At 64.4% G+C, this 19,524-nt stretch carries 18 protein-coding genes and 1 pseudogene; 7 read left to right on the top strand and 12 right to left on the bottom strand.

Annotation, left to right across the window (positions count from 1 at the left end):
• The first annotated feature begins 3 nt into the window (after positions 1 to 3).
• The 3 genes from MTR72_RS28630 to MTR72_RS28620 all read left to right on the top strand — a co-directional run bounded on the left by MTR72_RS28630 (position 4) and on the right by MTR72_RS28620 (position 4,421).
• Positions 4 to 729, top strand: coding sequence for a thermonuclease family protein (locus tag MTR72_RS28630; protein WP_341511630.1), 726 nt, complete (start codon positions 4 to 6; stop codon positions 727 to 729).
• A gap of 107 nt (positions 730 to 836) precedes the next feature.
• Positions 837 to 2,024, top strand: coding sequence for a pyridoxal-phosphate-dependent aminotransferase family protein (locus MTR72_RS28625; RefSeq protein WP_280967745.1), 1,188 nt, complete (start codon positions 837 to 839; stop codon positions 2,022 to 2,024).
• Positions 2,025 to 2,297: 273 nt separating this feature from the next.
• On the top strand, positions 2,298 to 4,421 hold the full coding sequence (locus MTR72_RS28620; RefSeq protein WP_280967744.1) for a S9 family peptidase: 2,124 nt from the start codon (positions 2,298 to 2,300) through the stop codon (positions 4,419 to 4,421).
• Positions 4,422 to 4,619: 198 nt separating this feature from the next.
• Here the strand turns inward: MTR72_RS28620 and MTR72_RS28615 are convergent, their stop codons facing one another.
• The 6 genes from MTR72_RS28615 to MTR72_RS28590 form a co-directional block, all read right to left on the bottom strand.
• Positions 4,620 to 5,711: an SMP-30/gluconolactonase/LRE family protein gene (locus tag MTR72_RS28615; RefSeq protein ID WP_280967743.1), complete on the bottom strand. Its 1,092-nt coding sequence runs from the start codon at positions 5,709 to 5,711 to the stop codon at positions 4,620 to 4,622.
• 84 nt (positions 5,712 to 5,795) lie between these two features.
• Positions 5,796 to 6,515, bottom strand: a complete 720-nt coding sequence (locus MTR72_RS28610) for a ribonuclease activity regulator RraA (protein ID WP_280967742.1) — start codon at positions 6,513 to 6,515, stop codon at positions 5,796 to 5,798.
• Between the two features lie 147 nt (positions 6,516 to 6,662).
• Positions 6,663 to 8,399 carry an L-arabinonate dehydratase gene (araD, locus tag MTR72_RS28605; protein ID WP_280967741.1) on the bottom strand — a complete coding sequence of 579 codons (1,737 nt, stop codon included), beginning with the start codon at positions 8,397 to 8,399 and terminating at the stop codon, positions 6,663 to 6,665.
• Entirely contained in the window at positions 8,396 to 9,259 is an 864-nt protein-coding gene (locus MTR72_RS28600; protein ID WP_280967740.1) for an ABC transporter permease, read from the bottom strand. Before MTR72_RS28600 ends, araD begins: the two co-directional genes overlap by 4 nt.
• Positions 9,260 to 9,270: 11 nt before the next feature.
• Positions 9,271 to 10,032, bottom strand: a complete 762-nt coding sequence (locus tag MTR72_RS28595; RefSeq protein WP_341511622.1) for an ABC transporter ATP-binding protein — start codon at positions 10,030 to 10,032, stop codon at positions 9,271 to 9,273.
• Entirely contained in the window at positions 10,032 to 11,051 is a 1,020-nt protein-coding gene (locus MTR72_RS28590; RefSeq protein ID WP_280967739.1) for an ABC transporter substrate-binding protein, read from the bottom strand. Before MTR72_RS28590 ends, MTR72_RS28595 begins: the two co-directional genes overlap by 1 nt.
• A gap of 97 nt (positions 11,052 to 11,148) precedes the next feature.
• Between MTR72_RS28590 and MTR72_RS28585 the strand changes: the two genes are divergently transcribed.
• The 3 genes from MTR72_RS28585 (at position 11,149) to MTR72_RS28575 (ending at position 15,765) form a co-directional block, all read left to right on the top strand.
• Positions 11,149 to 11,865, top strand: coding sequence for a GntR family transcriptional regulator (locus MTR72_RS28585; protein ID WP_280967738.1), 717 nt, complete (start codon positions 11,149 to 11,151; stop codon positions 11,863 to 11,865).
• A gap of 197 nt (positions 11,866 to 12,062) precedes the next feature.
• The gene (locus MTR72_RS28580; RefSeq protein ID WP_280967737.1) at positions 12,063 to 12,191 is read left to right on the top strand and encodes a hypothetical protein; all 129 of its coding nucleotides are present in this window, start codon (positions 12,063 to 12,065) and stop codon (positions 12,189 to 12,191) included.
• Positions 12,169 to 15,765: a PAS domain S-box protein gene (locus tag MTR72_RS28575; RefSeq protein WP_341511621.1), complete on the top strand. Its 3,597-nt coding sequence runs from the start codon at positions 12,169 to 12,171 to the stop codon at positions 15,763 to 15,765. The genes MTR72_RS28580 and MTR72_RS28575 overlap by 23 nt, the downstream gene beginning before the upstream one ends.
• Positions 15,766 to 15,932: 167 nt before the next feature.
• Here MTR72_RS28575 and MTR72_RS28570 read toward each other — a convergent pair whose 3' ends face one another.
• A complete protein-coding gene (locus MTR72_RS28570; protein WP_280967735.1) occupies positions 15,933 to 16,568 on the bottom strand; it encodes a response regulator transcription factor in 636 nt (211 codons plus the stop codon).
• Positions 16,569 to 16,721: 153 nt separating this feature from the next.
• Between MTR72_RS28570 and MTR72_RS28565 the strand changes: the two genes are divergently transcribed.
• The gene (locus tag MTR72_RS28565; RefSeq protein WP_280967734.1) at positions 16,722 to 17,054 is read left to right on the top strand and encodes a hypothetical protein; all 333 of its coding nucleotides are present in this window, start codon (positions 16,722 to 16,724) and stop codon (positions 17,052 to 17,054) included.
• Between the two features lie 10 nt (positions 17,055 to 17,064).
• On the opposite strand, the gene MTR72_RS28560 is transcribed toward MTR72_RS28565, so the two are convergent.
• From MTR72_RS28560 to MTR72_RS28540, 5 genes and pseudogenes are all read right to left on the bottom strand, one after another.
• On the bottom strand, positions 17,065 to 17,568 hold the full coding sequence (locus tag MTR72_RS28560; RefSeq protein WP_280967733.1) for a response regulator: 504 nt from the start codon (positions 17,566 to 17,568) through the stop codon (positions 17,065 to 17,067).
• Between the two features lie 139 nt (positions 17,569 to 17,707).
• On the bottom strand, positions 17,708 to 18,025 hold the full coding sequence (locus tag MTR72_RS28555) for a PilZ domain-containing protein (RefSeq protein WP_280967732.1): 318 nt from the start codon (positions 18,023 to 18,025) through the stop codon (positions 17,708 to 17,710).
• Between the two features lie 2 nt (positions 18,026 to 18,027).
• Complete coding sequence (locus tag MTR72_RS28550) at positions 18,028 to 18,909, bottom strand: CheR family methyltransferase (RefSeq protein WP_341511620.1); 882 nt, start codon at positions 18,907 to 18,909, stop codon at positions 18,028 to 18,030.
• Between the two features lie 47 nt (positions 18,910 to 18,956).
• Entirely contained in the window at positions 18,957 to 19,343 is a 387-nt protein-coding gene (locus tag MTR72_RS28545) for a response regulator (protein WP_280967730.1), read from the bottom strand.
• Between the two features lie 33 nt (positions 19,344 to 19,376).
• A pseudogene (locus tag MTR72_RS28540) lies at positions 19,377 to 19,524 on the bottom strand (chemotaxis protein CheW); the annotation flags it as partial.

The following is a 19,524-nucleotide window of genomic DNA, read 5'->3' as shown; positions in this document are numbered from 1 at the left end:
GGCATGTTGCGAAAATTCCTGGTTGCGTTGTCCCTGATCGTCATCCCGTCGCTGGCGCAGGCCGCCGACATCACCGGAACCGCAAAAGTCCGCGCCGGCGATTTTGTCGTGATCGGAAACACGCGGATCCGGCTCGGCGGCATCGATGCGCCCTCGGTCGACCAGCTCTGCCTCAACACCAAGGGCGAACGCTGGACCTGTGGGGTCGCGGCGCGCGACGAGCTCGCCAAATTCACCGACGGCAAGAGCTGGGTCTGCCATGCCAGATCGATCGACCGGCGCGGCCGCACGGTGGCACGCTGCGAGGTCGGCGGCGAGGACATTCAGAAATGGCTGGTGCGCGGCGGCTGGGCGCTGGCCTACCCCCGCATGTCCCATGACTATGATGCCGACGAGGCGGCGGCGCGCGAGGTCAAGGCCGGCATGTGGCAGGGCGCCTTCATCGCGCCCTGGGACTGGCGCGTGCGCAACAAGAAGACCATCATCTTGGGCGCCACCAAGCCGCCCGAGGGCGCGCACGCGATCCTGCTCGCCTCGGCATCCGGCCCCGTGGCCCCCTCGCCCGACTGCACCATCAAGGGCAACGTCAACACCGCCGGCGAATGCATCTATCATACCCCGACCAGCCGCTGGTACACGCAGATCAAGATGAAGATCAGCAAGGGCACCCGCTGGTTCTGCTCGGTCGAGGAGGCGGAAGCCGCCGGCTGCCGCGAGACGCGGAGATAACCCACTTCAGACCTGCGTTTTACGTGCTTTTCCTCACTCCCTTCGGCGCGTAAAAGCGTGGGTAAGCAACCCATCAGCCTGTTCTCAAGCAACAAGGACAAACGACAATGACCGTTCGCGCGGGCCGGGAATTTCTGGCCATCCCCGGGCCCACTTCCATGCCCGACGAGGTGCTGCGGGCGATGCACCGTCCGGCGATCGACATCTACTCCAAGCAGATGACGGACCTGACCGAGAGCCTGATCAGCGACATCTCGAAGCTGTTTGCAACCAAGGGCAAGTCCTACATCTACATCTCCAACGGCCATGGCGCCTGGGAAGCGGCGCTCAGCAACGTGCTGTCGCGCGGCGACAAGGTGCTGGTGCTGGAAAGCGGCCGCTTCGCGGTCGGCTGGGGCAATGCCGCTGCGCTGATGGGCGCCGAGGTCGAGGTGCTCAAGGGCGATTGGCGCCGCGCGGTCCGACCGCACGAGGTCGAGGAGCGCCTGCGGCGCGACAAGGAGCACACGATCAAGGCGGTCGTCGTCGTCCAGGTCGATACGGCTTCCGGCGTGCAAAACGACATCGAGGCGATCGGCAAGGCAATCAAGGCGAGCGGTCACCCGGCGCTGTACATGGTCGACACCGTCGCCTCGCTCGGCTGCATGCCGTTCGAGATGGACAAATGGGGCATCGACGTCGCGATGTCCGGCTCGCAGAAGGGCTTGATGACGCCGCCCGGCCTCGGCTTCGTCGCCGCCAACGACCGCGCGCTGGAGGCGCACAAGAAGGCCAATATGAGCACGCCCTATTGGAGCTGGAGCGAGCGCGAGGGCACCGAGCACTACCGCAAATATGCCGGCACCGCGCCGGTGCATCTGTTGTTCGCGCTGCGCCAGGCGATCGACCTGCTCCACGAGGAAGGGCTCGAGCACGCCTTCCGCAGGCACAGCCTGCTCGGCGAAGCCGCGCGCCGTGCGGTCGCCTCATGGTCGGAAGGCCAGGTGCTCGGCTTCAACGTCACCGAAGCCAGCGAGCGGTCCAACACCGTGACCACGGTGACCATGGGTGGCGGCCATGATCCGGTGCTGCTGCAGCGCTATTGCAAGGACAAATGCGGCGTGGTGCTCGGCACCGGCATCGGCGACCTCTCCGGCCAGGCCTTCCGCATCGCCCATATGGGCCATGTCAATGCCCCGATGCTGCTCGGCACGCTCGGCGTGATCGAGATCGCCCTCAACGCGCTGAAGATCCCGCACGGCAGGGGCGGGCTCGAAGCGGCGGTCGCGTATCTCGGCGCGCAGGTGGAGGCGTAAGAGGAGACGGAGGCGCAAGCGCAACCACAAACTCCGCCGTCGTCCCGGCGAAGGCCGGGACCCATAACCACAGGGAGTGGTTGTGGCGCGAACTGGTAACCCCGAGTCTTCGCCAAACTATGCCCTGTGGTTATGGGTCCCGGATCTACGCTCCGCTACCGGACAGCGCTACGCGCTGTCCGGGACGACATTGGAGTGCTGGGTTCTTTAAATCCCCCTTCTCCGATCTGATATAGGTGCGAGATCCGCCAAGGACTCGCAACGAGGATCGATTTGCCCAAGACCACCAGCAGAACCGCCAGTAAGCCCCAGACCGCACCCACAGCCCCGCGCCGACCGCACTCCTTCACCCGGCATGGCATTACCGTCGCCGACGACTACGCCTGGCTGAAGGACGCGAACTGGCAGGAGGTGCTGCGCGACCCTGCGGTGCTGGATGGCGACATCCGCAAATATCTCGTTGATGAGAACGGCTATACCGAGAGCCTGCTCGGCCACACCGCACCGCTGCAGAAGACACTGGTGCGCGAGATGCGCTCCCGGATCAAAGAGGACGATTCCAGCGTCCCCTCGCCGGACGGCTCCTTCGCCTATTTCCGCAAATTCCGCGAGGGCGGGCAGCATGAATTGTTCGGCCGCATGCCGCGCGACGGCGGCGACAGCCATATCGTGCTCGACGGTGACGCCCTCGCCAAGGACCACAAATACTTCAAGTTCGGCGGCAGCCGGCATTCGCCGGATCACAAGCTGCAGGCCTGGAGCGCCGATACCAAGGGCTCCGAATATTTTTCGATCCGCGTGCGCGACTGGGCGACAGGTAGAGATTTTGACGACGTTGTCGAAGAGACCGACGGCGGCATCGTCTGGAGCAAGGATGCCAACAGCTTCTTCTATGTGAAGCTCGACGACAATCACCGCCCGATGCAGGTGTGGCGGCACCGACTCGGCACCAAGCAGGCCGACGACACCCTCGTCTATGAGGAACAGGATTCCGGCTGGTTCACCCATCTGCATGAGAGCACCAGCGGCCGCTTCTGTGTGATTGCCGGCGGCGATCACGAGACCTCGGAGCAGCGGCTGATCGATCTCGCAAATCCCGAGGCGCCGCCACGCCTGGTCGCGGCGCGCCAAGAAGGGGTGCAATATTCGCTCGCCGACCGCGGCGAAGAGCTCTTCATCCTTACCAACGCGGATGATGCCATCGACTTCAAGATCGTCACCGCGCCGCTGGCCTCGCCCGAGCGGGCGAACTGGCGCGATTTGATTCCCTATCGTCCCGGCATCTACATCATCGACATCGATCTCTATGCCGGTCATCTGGTGCGCCTGGAGCGCGCCAACGCGCTGCCGGCGATCATCATCCGCGACCTCGCGACAAGCGAAGAGCACGCGATCGCCTTCGACGAGGCGGCGTATTCGCTCGACACGACGGGCTCCTACGAATTCGAGACGACGAATTTGCGTTTCTCCTATTCGTCGATGACGACGCCGTCGGAGGTGTATGACTACGACATGGCCAAGCGCACGCGCGTCTTGCGCAAGCGTCAGGAAATCCCGTCCGGCCACAACGCCGCCGACTACGTCACCACCCGCATCATGGCGAAGGCACATGACGGCGCCGAGGTGCCAGTCTCGATCCTGCATCGGCGCGGACTGAAGCTCGACGGTGCGGCGCCGCTCTTGCTCTATGGCTACGGCTCCTACGGCATGGCGATGCCGGCCTCCTTCAGCGCCAACCGCCTGTCGCTTGTCGATCGCGGCTTCGTTTACGCCATCGCTCACATCCGCGGCGGCGCAGACAAGGGCTGGGGCTGGTATCTCGACGGCAAGCGCGGAAAGAAGACCAACTCGTTCGACGATTTCGCTGCGAGCGCACGCGCGCTGATCGATGCGAAATACACCAGCGCCAAGCGCATCGTCGGCCACGGCGGCTCGGCCGGCGGCATGCTGATGGGCGCGGTCGCCAACCGCGCCGGCGAGCTGTTCGCCGGTATCGTCGCGGAAGTACCGTTCGTCGACGTGCTCAACACCATGCTCGACGACTCACTTCCGCTGACGCCGCCGGAATGGCCGGAATGGGGCAACCCGATCGAGAGCGAAAAGGATTTTCGCACCATCCTGTCCTACTCGCCTTACGACAACGTCTCGGCCAAAGACTATCCGGCAATCCTGGCGATGGGCGGGCTGACGGATCCGCGCGTCACCTACTGGGAGCCCGCCAAATGGATCGCCCGGCTGCGCGCCACCATGAGCGGCGGCGGCCCGGTCCTGCTGCGCACCAACATGGGCGCCGGCCACGGCGGCGCCTCCGGCCGTTTCGATCGCCTCGACGAAGTCGCGATCGTCTATGCGTTTGCGCTGTGGGCGGCGGGGATGGCGGATGAGGCGGTGATGTGAGGCTCCGACGTTCCCACGCACTCATCTCGTCGTCCCCGCGAAGGCGGGGACCCATAGCCCCAGGGAGTGGTTGCGGCGCGAGCTGCTAACTCCAGTCTTCGCCAACCCAATCCTGTGGTCGTGGGTCCCGGGCTCGCGCTTTGCGCGCCCCGGGACGACATCGTGATTGAGGCGCCAGCTACCGCGCAATAGCAAAGCTCACACCGCCCCATGCGCTTCCACATAGAGCGCATAGACGGAATGGCAGCTTGCCATATAGAGGCGGTTGTTCTTCGGACCGCCGAAGCAGAGGTTGGCGCAACGCTCGGGCAGCTTGATGAAGGCGAGCGGCTTGCCTTCGGGGTTGAACACCATCACGCCGTCGAGATCTTCGGGCTTGCCCTTGAGCTGAAACACCCTGCGACCGCCGACATCGCTCGGTTCGGCTTGCAGCGCGCCGTTCGAGCCCCAGCCGCACCACAGATTGCCGTCGCGATCGACACGGAAGCCGTCGAGCGAGCCCTGGTCGGCGGCGTCGATCAGCTTGGTCTTGCCGCTGAGGCTACCATCGTCGCCGACGCTGTAGCTCCAGATGCTGCGGTTGGGCGTACCCTTCCATTCGACGATATAGAGCTTCTTCTCGTCCGGCGAGAAGGCGAGACCGTTCGGATTGACGAGATCGGTGAGCACCGCGCTGAGCTTGCCGTCCTTGGCGATGCGGTAGACGTTGGTGGTGGCCTGCTCCGGCTTTTCCTTCTTGCCTTCCCACTCGCCATTGATGCCGAAGGTGGGATCGGTGAACCAGATGCTGTCGTCGGACTTCACAACGATATCGTTCGGCGCATTCAGTCGCTTGCCCTCGAACTTGTCGGCCAGCACCGTGATCTTGCCGTCCTTCTCGGTGCGGGTGATGCGGCGGGTGACGGAGTGCTCGCAGGTGACGAGACGCCCCTGGCGGTCACGCGCATTGCCATTGGCGTAGTTGGCGTTGCTGCGGAACACGCTGGTCTGTCCGGTCTTCTCGTCGAACTTCATGATCCGGTTGTTGGGGATGTCGGAGAACAGGAGATAGCCGCCCTCCGGGAAATAGGCCGGCCCTTCGGCCCAGCGCATGCCGGTCGCGACCTGCTCCAGCGTGCTCGAATACAGCCGATATTTTGCGAAGCTTGGATCGAGGATCTGGACGGCGGGATCCGGATAGCGCTGGTTCGGCGTGAACGGGAAAGACTGCGCGCCGGCGGCGCGGGCAAGCAGTGTGGAAGCCGCTGCCGCCCCAGCACCGGCCAAGAGATCGCGTCGTGTTAGATTCATTTGAGTTCCTCCCTGGTTGGCTTGGACCGGCACTTGGCTGGCCGGCCCGCTTGTCGATGCGGAATGATGCCGGCGCGGACAACCCTAGCGGCCGTTCTTCTTCCGCCACGCCGCGAAATCAGTCATCGTCTGCGGGTCGGTGGCCGGATAGAGGCCGAAGATACCGCGGCCATTGCCGACTTCCTCGGCGACGAAATCCTCGAACGCGGTCATCTCAAACGTCTCGTTGGCGATCTCGTCGGCGAGATGGGCGGGGATGACGATGACGCCGTCGGCATCGCCGAGAATGACGTCGCCGGGAAACACCGGGGCATCGCCGCAGCCGATCGGGACGTTGATCTCGATCGCCTGGTGCAGCGTCAGATTGGTCGGCGCTGAGGGGCGGTGATGGAAGGCGGGGAAACCGAGCTTTGCAATCTCGGCGGAATCGCGAAAACCGCCATCGGTGACGACGCCAGCGACGCCGCGCTTCATCAACCGCGTCACCAGGATTGCGCCGGCGGAGGCCGCGCGCGCGTCCTTGCGGCTGTCCATCACCAGCACCGCGCCGGGCGGGCAATCCTCGACCGCCTTGCGCTGCGGATGGGATCGGTCGCGGAACACGTCGATGGTGTTGAGGTCCTCGCGCGCCGGCATGTAGCGCAGCGTGAAGGCTTCGCCGACCATGGTCGGCTGGTCCGGACTCAAGGGGTGCACATCCTGGATCATCTGGATGCGCAGGCCGCGCTTGAACAGCGCGGTGGCGACGGTGGCGGTCGAGACGGTCTTGAGCTTGTCGCGGGTGGCGTCGCTGAGTTTTGTCATAGTGTACTCTCTCTTCTTCGTCGTTCCGGGGCGCTCCACTTGGCGCGAGCTATGGTGCGAAATTGCGCACCTGAGAATCCATACTCACGATCGTGGTTATGGATTCCGGGCTCGCCGCTTTCGCGGCGCCCCGGAATGACAGAGTGTTTAATAAATCGACGGCTCGCCGATCGGCGCGCCGAATCCGGTTTCCAGGAAGTCGAAGTCGCAGCCGTCGTTGGCCTGCATGATGTGCTTTGAGAACATCCAGCCATAGCCGCGCTCGAAGCGGCGCTCGGGCTGCTTCCAGGCGGCGCGGCGCTTGGCAAGCTCGGCCTCGGGAACATCGAGATTGATGGTGCGGGCAGCAACATCGAGCGTGATGCGGTCGCCGTTCTGCACCAACGCCAGCGGCCCACCGACATAAGATTCGGGCGCGACATGCAAGATGCAGGCGCCGTAGCTGGTGCCGCTCATGCGCGCGTCCGAAATGCGCACCATGTCGCGCACGCCCTGCTTCACCAGCTTCGTCGGGATCGGCAGCATGCCCCATTCCGGCATGCCCGGGCCGCCCTGCGGCCCCGCATTGCGCAGGATGAGGATGTGGTCTTCGGTGACGTCGAGGTTGGGATCGTCGACCGCCTTCTTCATCGACGGATAGTCGTCGAACACCAGCGCCGGTCCCGTGTGCTTGAGGAAGCGCGGCGCGCAGGCGCTCGGCTTGATCACGCAGCCGTCGGGCGCGAGATTGCCCTTGAGCACGGCGAGCGCGCCCTCCTTGTAGATGGGATTGTCGACGCTGCGGATGACATCCTCATTGTGCACCTCGGCGCCGTCGATGTTCTCGCCAAGCGTCTTTCCCGTGACGGTGATGCTGTCGAGATGCAGATGCGGCTTGATCCGGCTCATCAGCGCCGGCAGGCCGCCGGCATAGAAGAAGTCCTCCATCAGATAGGCATTGCCGCTGGGCCGGACATTGGCGATCACGGGCACCTCGCGGCTCGCCTTCTCGAAATCGTCGAGCCCGATGTCCTGGCCGGCACGGCGGGCCTGCGCGATCAAATGGATGATCGCATTGGTCGAGCAGCCCATCGCCATCGCCACCGCGATCGCATTCTCGAACGCCTTGCGGGTCTGGATCGTCTTCGGCGTCAGATCCTCCCACACCATCTCGACGATGCGGCGGCCGCATTCGCTGGCCATGCGGATATGGTTGGCATCGGCTGCGGGAATCGAGGAGGCGCCGGGCAGCGTCATGCCGATCGCCTCCGCAATCGCCGTCATGGTCGAGGCCGTGCCCATGGTCATGCAGGTGCCGTAGCTGCGGGCGATGCCGGCTTCGATATCGACCCAGTCCTTGTCGGAGATTTTTCCGGCCCGCCGCTCGTCCCAGTACTTCCAGCCGTCTGAGCCCGAGCCCAGCGTCTTGCCCTTCCAGTTGCCGCGCAGCATCGGGCCCGCCGGCAGGTAGATCGCCGGAATGTTCATCGAAGTGGCGCCTAACAGCAGCGCCGGCGTGGTCTTGTCGCAGCCGCCCATCAGCACCACGCCGTCGACGGGGTGACTGCGCAACAGCTCCTCCGCGTCCATCGCCAGCAGGTTGCGGTAGAGCATGGTGGTCGGCTTGAGCAGCGATTCCGACAGCGACAGCGCCGGCAGCTCCAGCGGCAGCCCGCCGGCCATCAGGATGCCGCGCTTGACGTCGTCGACGCGCGACTTGAAGTGCATATGGCAGGGCTGCGCGTCGGACCAGGTGTTGAGGATCGCGATGATCGGACGGTCCTTCCACTCCTCCGGTGCGTAGCCCATCTGCATGGCGCGGGAGCGGTGGCCGAAGGAGCGTAAGTCGTCAGGTGCGAACCAGCGTGCGCTGCGGAGTTGGTCGGGCGTTTTCTTATTGGTCATGATTGGGTGCCCCATTTCTGCACGGTATTCCGCTCGATCGCGCGGAAGATCAGGTTCTCGACAAAGAGCCCGATGATAATCACGGTCAACAGTCCTGCGAAGACCGCAGGTATGTCGAGCAGGTTGCGGTTTTCGAAGATGAACCAGCCGAGCCCGCCCTGCCCTGACGAGACGCCGAACACCAGCTCGGCCGCGATCAGGGTGCGCCAGGCGAACGCCCAGCCGATCTTCAGGCCGGTGAGGATCGAGCCGAAGGCGGCCGGGATCAGGATCTTGGCGACATAGGGCAGGCCGCGGAGACCGTAATTGCGTCCGACCATGCGCAGCGTGTTGGACACGCTCTTGAAGCCGGAGTGGGTATTGAGCGCGACCGGCCACAGCACCGAATGGATCAGAACGAAGACAAGGCTGGCATTGCCGAGCCCGAACCAGATCAGGGCCAACGGCAATAGCGCGATCGCGGGCAGCGGGTTGAACATCGCCGTGATGGTTTCGAGGAAATCGGTCCCGATACGGGTGGAGATCGCGAGCACGGTGAAGATCGCCGCAAGCGCGATGCCCGCGGAATAGCCCATGAACAGCACCTTCAGCGAGGTCCAGGCGCGCAGGGGAATGGTGCCGTCCTTGACGCGCTCGAACAAGGTGACAAACGTCTCATGCAGCGTCGGGAACAGCAGCGGATTGTCGAGATAGACGCCATAAGCTTCCCAGGCCGCCGCCAGGAACAGGATGATGACGGTCTTGCGGACGAAACCGTCGTTCCACAACAACTCAACGACGCTCAACTTGCGCTCGACTTCGCCCGCGCTGGCGACAGCAGCCGTCGGCGCGGCTCGCAACAAAATTCTCGCTTCGCCCATGACAGGCTCCCTCAATGCGCCGTCGCGTCGGACGAGAACAGGAGATCATGAATCTCCTTCTCCAGCCGTCCGGCGCCGCCATCGTCATTCGAGACCCGGTCGACATCGACCACCTCGGCCTTGACGCGGCCCGGATGCGGCGACAGCAAGAGAATACGGTTGCCGATCCGAATCGCCTCCGCGATCGAATGGGTGACGAACAGCACGGTGAATTTGGTCTCGCCCCAGAGCTGGAGCAGCTCGTCCTGGCAGGTGCGGCGCGTCAGCGCGTCGAGCGCCGCGAACGGCTCGTCCATCAGGAGAATGTCGGGCTCCATCGCCATGCCGCGCGCGATCGCGACGCGCTGCTTCATGCCGCCGGAGAGCGTGTGCGGATAGGCATCGACCACGCGGGTGAGGCCGACCTTCTCGATATAGGCCCGCGCTCGCTGCTCGGCCTCCTTGCGCGACAGCCGCCGCGCGGTGAGCAGGGGAAACATCACGTTGGCGAGCACGGTCTTCCAGGGCAGGAGCTGGTCGAATTCCTGGAAGATCATCATGCGGTCGGCGCCGGGACCGTGGATCTGCCGATCGTTGATCGTCATCCGGCCTTCACTCGGCACCATATAGCCGCCGGCCGCCTTCAGCAGCGTCGACTTGCCGCAACCGGAGGGCCCGAGCAGCACGAAGCGGTCGGACTTGTCGACGGTGAAGGAGACCTTTTCGGTGGCGGTGACGACAGCGCTCGCGGTCTTGTAGCGCAGCGTCACCCCGCTGACATCGAGCAACGCCATCAGTTGCCCTTCAGGTCGTGCGCGACGGGGAGGTAGTAGTCCGTCCATGCCTTGGGCTGCGTCTTCAGCGTGCCGGTCCGATACAAATGCGCGGCGAACTTCATCGTGCCCTGCGGCTCGAGGTTCCACTCCATCATGCCGGGCTGCTTCAGGAGGTCGAGCAGCTCCTCGACCGAGGTCTTGTCGCCGGTGATCTCCTTGTAGATCTCGACGGCCTGCTTCGTGTCGCTGCGGATCAGGTCCTGCGCTTCCTTGGTCGCATCACGCACCGCCTGGATGATCTTGGGATTGGCGTCGGCGAATTTCGTCGAGGTGAAAAACTGCGCCTGGCTGAGCGGGCCGCCCATCACGTCCGGCGAGTTCAGCACGACATGCGCTCCCGGCACATTCTTCAGCTCGAGGAAGGTGAACGGCGGAATCGAGAAGTGGTTGCGCACCTCGTGCTTGGGATTGGACAGCGCCGCATAGGCATCGGGATGACCGAGCTGCACGGTGTTGGCATCGAGCTTCGACCACTGGTCGGCGCCGAACATTTCTGCGGCGGCGATCTGCAGCACGATGGCCTGCGTGGAGACCTTGACGGTCGGCACCGCGATCTTGTCAGCGGGGCCAAAATCCTTGATCGACTTGATATTGGGATCGCGGCTGATCAGTGTCATCGGCTGCGCCGAGGTCGCGACGATACCCTTGACGCCGCCGCGCGTGCGATCCCACAGCAAGAGCAGATTGCCGGTGCCGGTGTTGAGGATGTCGACGCCGCCCGCGAGCAGCGCATCGGTCTGGGCGCCGCCGCCAGAGAAGGTGACCCATTTGGTGGTGACACCGGGCACACCGAGGCTGGCTGCGTGCTCCTCGATGAGCTTCTGCTTCTCCATGATGTGGCTCGGCATGTAGAAGATGCCGGGCTGTCGCGACAGCGAGATCTCGGATTTCTGCTGCGCCTCTGCCGTGGTCGCCGACAGTACAGTCGCGGCGATCAGGGCGACGGCGGCAAGGCCGGACTTCAATTGCGTCATCATTGTTGATCGTTTCCTCCGGAGAGCGGTGAGGTACGTTGACCCCGCTGATGCACTAATGTATTAGTGCATCAAAGGCAAGCGCGCCGGAACAGCAGTCATGGAAGTGTCCCCTACCGCGCCCCGCGCGGCTTCCCGCCCCGGTCCCCGGCTCGACCGCGCCCGCCAGGCCGCGCCGCAGGTGTTCGAGCGGCTGCGCAATGCGATCCTCGCCCTTGAGCTGCCGCCGGGCTCACCCCTCTCGCGTGCTGAGCTGGCCGCACAGTTCGGCGTCAGCTCGACGCCGGTTCGCGATGCCTTGATGCGCCTCGAGGAGGAAGGGCTGGTCGACGTGTTCCCGCAACACGCGACCGTCGTCAGCCGCGTCGATGTCGGCCGCGCCCAGCAGGCACATTTCCTGCGTCAGGCCCTCGAGCTCGAGATCGTGCGGCTGCTCGCGGCAAGTCGCGACTCATCCCTCATCATCCGCCTCGATCACGCGATCGCGCTCCAGCAGCAATTCGCCAAGGCTGGCGACTTCGAAAGCTTCATGGCCGCCGACAACGATTTCCACGCCCAGCTCTATGCCGCCGCCGGCAAGCAGGAGCTCTGGACCCTGGTGCGCAGCCGCAGCGGACATATCGATCGGCTGCGTCGGCTGCATCTGCCCTCGCCCGGCAAGGCCCAGAACATCCTGCGCCATCACAAGCTGATCACACGGGCCATCGAGGCCGGCGATGCAGACGCCGCACAGCAGCATCTGCGCACCCATCTGTCGGGAACGCTGAGCGAGTTGGACAAGATCCGCGCCCGCCATCCCGAATATCTCAGCGATTAGGGCGCCGGCCGGCAGCGGGCTGCCCGTATGCACGCAGGCAGGTATACACCAAGGCTGCGACGCAATATCGGGCCGCGCGGGGCGGAAGGCCGCCGAAGCGCTTGCGGGCCGGGCAGAATCCGCGCAACAATTTCGCACTTGATGCGTCGACTCCAACCATCGAGTTGGACCTCCTATCGGGCTCGGAGGACTGGAATTTGGCCAACCTCCTGATCGTGGATGACGATCCGGCCGTGCAGATCGCGACCCGGCTCATCTTGGAAAGGACAGGCTGCCTGACGGCGGTCCGGCTGGAGGCTTCCGATGTCAGCACCGGCTGCCGATGACAAAGATCTTCGTTCTGTTCCAGGTCAGAACGGGCGCGGCCATTCGGCAAGCGGTGCGAATGACCCCATGACGCTCGCAACGCGGCTCGCCATCGCGATGATCCTGCTGGTGGCAGTGACCGTGGCCGCAGTCGGCTGGCTCGGCTATCACAACCTTACGCAAGCCGTCATTCCACGGGTTCTGGAGCGCGTCGAGGTCCAGTCGCGCCTGTTGGCGACCAATCTTGAATCCTACGTTGCGGGAGCTCGCGGCGATCTCCTCGGCTATCGCTCCGCCGCAGCCATCAACGGCCTGATCCGCGCTCACATCGGCGGAGGCATTGACCCGCTTGACGGCGTTTCGGAGCAAACCTGGCGCGAGCGCATCGCGGCGCGGCTCGCGGCCGAGATCGAGGCCAAACCCAGCTATGGGCAGTTTCGAATCATCGGTCTCGACGACGATCAGCGCGAGCTGGTCCGCGTCGATCACTCCGGCCCGAACGGGGCGGCACGAATCGTCCCCAGCAACGAACTGCAGCGCAAGAGCGAGCGAACCTACTTTCAGGAAACGATTCGACTGGCGCCGGGCGAAATCTATGTTTCGCCGATCGATCTCGCCACCCGCCAGGGGGGCACCACGACCTCTCACATTCCGAATCTGCGGGTCGCGACGCCATTATTCACGGCGGACGGCAAGCCGTTCGGTATCATCATCGCCAATATCGACATGCGTCCGGCACTCGACCGAGTCCGCGCGACTGCGGGCTCGGGGGAAGAGATTTACGTCGTGAATCTGCGCGGCGACTATCTCGTCCATCCCGATCGCGCACGAGAATTCGGCTCATTGCGCGGCCACCCCACCGACTGGCGCAATGACTTTCCATATTTTGCAACCCTGGCCGGCACGCTGGAAGGATCCACCCAGCTCATGACCGACGGGTCAGGCCGGCCGAGCGGCGCCGCGATCGCGCCGACGCTGCTTGCGGGCAAGGAATGGATCGCAATCATCCAGACAGTTCCTCCGTCCGTGTTCGATCGCGTGCCGGCGGCCATTCAAAAAACGTCCTCACTGGTCGGCGTGCTTGCCGTCCTCGCCGCGGCCTTGCTCGCCGTGTTCCTGGCGCGTTCATTGACTCGCCCGATCGGGCGCCTGACCGCGGCGGTGGAGGCGATCGGCAGCGGACGGCCGGCGGACATTCCCGTCGACGCCAGCGGCGAGACGGGCGTGCTGGCACGGGCCTTTGCCCAGATGGTGGAAGAGACGCGGGCGAAAACAGCCGCTCTCGAACGCGAGGTTCAAGAGCATCGCCGCACCGAGGCCGCGCGGAGCCATCATGCAGCGCGCGAGCGCTTGTTCAGCGCCGCTGTCGAATCATCCGACGATGCGATCGTGATGCAATCGCTTGATGCCATCATCACCGGCTGGAATCCTGCCGCCGAGCACCTCTATGGCTACTCGGCGGACGAGGCGATCGGCAAATCCACCTCGATCATCGTGCCGCCCGAGCGCCGCGAGCAGGGCAAGGACATTTTACGGCGGATCGCGCGAGGCGAGCCGATCGAACGCTTCGAGACGGTGCGCCTGCGCAAGGACGGCACGCCGGTCGAGATCTCGCTCGGCCTTTCGCCGATCAGGGGGCCCGATGGCGAGATCATCGGAGCCTCCGGCTCCGCGCGCAGCCTCACCGAGGCACGGCGGACCGAGCGGGCGCTCCAGCAGCAGCTCGAGGAACGGCGGCAGATCTTCGATGCCTCGCAGGACCTGATCATGATCATGAATTCGCAAGGTGAGGTGGCGCAGATCAGCCCGAGCAGCGAGGCCATCCTTGGCTATCGGCCCGAGGAGATGATCGGTCGCACCGGCGTCGACTTCATTCATCCCGACCATCTGGAGCAAGCCCGCGAGGAGATGCGCGCACTCCGGCGCGGCGAACACCCCAGACTCGGCGACACCCGCTGCCTCCACAAGGACGGGCACGAGGTCTGGCTATCGTGGCTCGGCAACTGGTCCGAACAGGCGAGGCGCTTCTTCTTCGTCGGGCGCGACATGACCGAGGCGCGGCTCGCGCAGGAATCCCTGCGCGAAAGTGAACGCCTCGCCCGCAACATCGTCGAGACCGCGCTCGACGCCTTCGTCCAGACCGACGAGGCCAGCAACATCCTGAACTGGAACTCGCAGGCCGAGCAGCTCTTCGGCTGGCGCCGCGACGAGGTGATCGGCAAGAGCACGATCGACCTGATCGTCGCCGAGGGCGATCGCGACAGGATCCGGGCCGGGCTGAAGCGCTTCCTGGAATCCGGCGACGGCAAGACGCTCAACCGCCGCCGGGAGCTCGTGTGCCGGCGCCGCGACGGCAGGGAGTTCAAGGCCGAGCTGAGCGTCACGGCGCTGAAGCGCCGCGAGGGTCTGCTCTTTAACATCTTCTACCGCGACCTCACCGACAAGATCGCGGCCGAGGAGCGCATCCGCCATGCGGAGAAGATGGAGGCGGTCGGCCAGCTCACCGGCGGCGTGGCGCACGACTTCAACAACATCCTCACCGTCATCACCGGAACGATCGAGATCCTGGCGGGGGCGGTGGAGAAGGAGCCGCAGCTCGCGGCCATCACCAGGATGATCGACGAGGCCGCCGCCCGCGGCGCCGAGCTGACCCAGCATCTGCTCGCCTTCGCGCGCAAACAACCGTTGCAGCCGCGCGAGATCGACGTCAATGCGCTGGTCATCGACACCACGAAGCTGTTGCGGCCGACGCTGGGCGAGCAGATCCAGATCGAGTCCGTGTTCGAGGACGAGAGCTGCGTGGCCATCGTCGATCCCAACCAGCTCACCACCGCGCTGCTCAACCTCGCGCTCAACGCCCGCGACGCCATGCCAAGCGGCGGCAAGCTGATCCTCGAGACGGGCGGCGCCTATCTCGATGAGGTCTATGCCAGCGTCAACGACGTCCGGCCCGGCCACTACGTGCTGATAGCGGTCAGCGATACCGGCACCGGCATCCCCGCCAACATGCTGGCGAGGGTCTTCGATCCCTTCTTCACCTCGAAGGGACTCGGCAAGGGCACCGGCCTCGGGCTCTCCATGGTCTACGGCTTCGTCAAGCAGTCCGCGGGCCACATCAAGATTTACAGCGAGGAGGGCCACGGCACCACGATCAAGATGTACTTGCCGCCCGGCAAGACCGCCACGGCGGTCGGCGAAGGTGTGACGCCGGCGACCATCGAGGGCGGGCGCGAGACCATCCTCGTGGTCGAGGACGACCGGCTGGTGCGCGACTACGTGCTGACGCAGCTCCATTCGCTCGGCTACGTCACCCTGCAGGCGGCCAACGCTGCGGAGGCGCTCGCGATCGTCGCGGCCGGCAAGCCGTTCGACCTGCTCTTCACCGACGTGATCATGCCGGGCAGGATGAACGGGCGGCAGCTCGCCGACGAATTGCAGAAGACGCGGCCCGGCCTCAAGGTGGTCTACACGTCGGGCTATACCGAGAACGCGATCATCCATCACGGGCGGCTGGATTCAGGCGTGCTGCTGCTGGCAAAGCCCTATCGCAAATCGGATCTCGCACGAATCCTGCGCAAGGCGCTGGAGGGATAATTCTAATTTGTGCCTCCGACAGTCCAATGCGTCATTCGGGGTCCGAGCGGAGCGAGGAAGCGCGGAATCCATCGGCCGCAGAGTACGTGGATGAATGGATTCCGGGTTCGCGACTTCGTCGCGCCCCGGAATGACGAACATGGATACTGCGGTGACGTCGATTGAACCTACGATGCGCGCTGGGCCGCGGTCATCACGATACGGATCAGATCGGCGGCATTGCGGGCACCGAGCTTCTTCATGATGTTGGCGCGGTGGTCCTCGATGGTCCGCGGGCTGATCCCGAGCGTACGGCCCGCTTCCTTGTTGGAGGCACCGGAGGCGAATTGCTCGAGCACTTCGCGTTCACGGCGGGTCAGCGGCTCGCGTCCGGGGAAATGCAACGAGCCGAATTTCGGCGACGCGTTCTGCGCCTGCCGCCGTGCATAGGCGCCGATCGCCTCTTCCAGCCGGCTCACGATCTCGCTGCCGCGAAACGGCTTCTCGATGAAATCGAGCGCGCCGTTCTTGATCGCGCTCACGGCCATCGCGATGTCGCCCTGACCGGAGATCATGAAGATCGGCGCCGGATAATCCTCGCCATGCAGCTCCCTGAGGATATCGAGGCCGGACTTTCCGGGAATGTGCACGTCGAGCAGGATCGCAGCCGGTGTTCGGCTTCGCGCGACGGAAAGCAATGCTGCGCCATCTGCAAAACAGATCACCTCATAGCCCGCCGCCTTCAGCACCATCGAAAGGGTGTCGCGAACGGCAGGGTCGTCGTCGACCACGAAGATCTCGCCACGAGAGGTTTGTTCGGCCATGTGCCACGTCCATTTGGCATTAAAGGACTCGCGTCCGCGCCACCGTTTTATGGCGTCCGGCGCGGATTCGCCGCTCACCCGTATTTGTACGGGACATGGACTTAACGCACAAGTAGCGGCAAGGGGCCTATTTGCAGAGGATGGAGAATATCCATGCTAAATTCTGCTAGCACGCCTCTCGTCACGATGCTCGCATCCGACAGCTATCAGTTGATCGCTGCGGACCTTCGCTCTCTGATCGCGCGGATCGAGATCAGCATGCGCCTGATCGACGCAGCGATGTCTCACGACGACAATCGCGACGCGGCGGGTTCCACTGACGTTTTCGTGCTGGACGACATCACTCCGCGCTATGCCACGGCGAGCGCGGCCCTCAATGCTTGCCGGGCGGAGCTCAGCGAAGCGCTGCAATGCCTGTCGGAATCCGGCGGCCCGGCGGAGATCGCGGTCAGCGCGACGGACCTGCCGCATCTGACCGCAGAGTAAGTTCCGCGTATCAGGCGCGGTGGCGCGACACGATCGCGTCAGTGGCCACGCCGCCCCAGGTGTGGATCGCCGGCAGCCCCATCGCGGTCTTGCCGAGATTGGCGAGGCTGATGCGCAGCGCGGCCAGATCCAGCGGCTTCGGCAGGCTCTGCAGCTCGATTCCGACGGAGCGGGCAAAGCTGCGGGCGGCGCTGCGACGCTTGCCGTCCATTCCGCTGACGACGATCACCGAGCCTGAGAACTTCGCCTCCGCCATCTCGCGCAGCACATCGATGCCGTCGCCATCCTCCAGCACGAGATCGAGCGTCACGCAGTCGAAGCGCGCGGACCGGAGTTTCTGGATCGCTTCCGCGACCGACGGCGCCACCGTGACCTCATGGCCGGCCTGCTTAGCGGCGACCGTGATCAGGCTGCGCTGCGTGGCATCGTCGTCGACGACCAGGAGCTGAAGCGCGCGCCGCTCGGCGACATCGGGCAGATTCGACGGGATGGGGGAGAGAGAGCTTCTTGGCATTTCCGTACCCTGCGATTGAGACCGGCAACTGATACACGGCTCGCGCTTAGGCCGCGTAAAGCCGCTGCAGAGAATTCACTCGGATGTTTTAGCAAATGTGAAGCAACGATCCGGAAGGAGACACGAGACGCGCGCGGGATCAAGCCGCGGCATCGTGGCCGCCGCCCGCGCCGCGCTTCTTCCTGTTCTTGCCGCGCAGGAACTGGATGTCCATTTCGGCGCCGTTAACACGCACCAGCTCGCAGCGACGATAGGCGAGCCCCGTGGACGACAGCAGCAGGAAGAACTCCTTCAGGTTCAACCCCTGGATCGAGCCTTCCACCGTGAGGATGGCGTCGGTGTCGGAAATCGCGTTGAGCTTGCAGTCGCGGCGCCAAGTGCCGTCGATGGCCATGATGCAGACATCATAGCCGCGACTGAACGTGACGCGCTCCGCACCTTTTCCATCCTCGGCCATGCTTACAATCCTGCTATCGCCGCCATGCGCGGTGCTGCGCCGGCGAGCGCCGGCCTGCCGGCCGCCACACGGCCGTCATTGGGCTTGTAGAGACCGCGGCGCTCCGCAATGGGCCTGAAGGCATCGGTCAGTCCGACCACGGTTTCCGCGGCCCCCAGCACCAGGAAGCCGTCGGCTTCGATCTGGCGGGCGAGGCGGTTGAAGATGTTGATCTTGGTGTCCTGATCGAAATAGATCAGCACGTTGCGGCAGAAGATGACGTCGAACGTGCCGAGCTGCGCGAAATCGTGCAGCAGGTTGAGCTGCCGGTGCTGGATCATCGCACGCAGCTCGGGATTGATCTGCCAGGTCTCGCCGATCTGCTTGAAATGTTTGACCAGCATCTGGATCGGCAGGCCGCGCTGCACTTCGAACTGGCTGTAGATGCCGGCCTTGGCCTTCTCCAGCACCTCCTGCGACAGGTCGGTCGCAATGATCTCGACGCGCCAGCCGGTGAGCACGGCGCCCATCTCCTTCAGGCACATTGCCAGCGAATAGGGCTCCTGCCCGGTCGAGCCGGCGGCGCACCAGATGCGCAGGCTGCGGCGGCCGGCGCGCGCCTTGAGGACTTCCGGCATGATGGTGTCGCGGAAATGGTCGAACGGCACCTTGTCGCGGAAGAAGAAGGTCTCGTTGGTGGTCATGGCTTCGACCACGCTGGTCGCGAGCGCCCTCGATCCCAGGCCCTGCAGCTTCTGCACGAGCTCGGTGATGCCCGAGAGCCCGGCCTTGCGGGCGAGCGGCAGCAGGCGGCTTTCGATCAGATATTGCTTGTCTGCGGACAGGTCGAGACCGGAATGATCCCTCAGGAACTTACGCAGATACTCATACTCGGTCGGGGTCACGGATAGCCTCTCGCAAGCTTTACTGGGAACACTCGGTCCGGAGATATTCAGGCAAAGGCTTGTCCGACCGGGATCAAGCCGACTTCGGCGAACTTGTCGGCGATGATGTCTTTGTCGAACGGCTTCATGATGTACTCATTGGCGCCGCCGCTGAGCGCCTGGGCGATGTGGGCCACGTTGTTCTCGGTGGTGCAGAACACCACCTTGGGCTGGTCGCCGCCGGGCAGGCGGCGCATGTGGCCCATGAACTCGAAGCCATCCATCACCGGCATGTTCCAGTCGAGCAGCACCGCATCGGGCAGCTTCTGCTTGCAGATCTCGAGCGCCTTCGCGCCGTCCTCGGCCTCGGTGACTTCGAATTGCAGACCTTCCAGGATCCGGCGCGCGATCTTGCGCACGACGCTGGAATCATCGACGACCAAACATGTCTTCATTTTGGTTCTCCGTCTTCGATGTGTGTTGGGGGTTCACGCAGCCATCTGCACTTTGGTTTCGAGTTCGAGGACGCGATCGACGTCGAGGACGACCATGAGCTGTCCGTCGAGGCGGTGGACGCCGCCGGCGAGCTTGGCCATGCGGGGGTCGAGGTTGACGGGGTTGTCCTCTTTGCTGTCT

Source organism: Bradyrhizobium sp. ISRA442, assembly GCF_038085055.1.
GTDB lineage: Bacteria > Pseudomonadota > Alphaproteobacteria > Rhizobiales > Xanthobacteraceae > Bradyrhizobium.
Note: the sequence above shows the minus strand (reverse complement) of the source record. Positions and strands in the feature narration are given on the sequence as shown.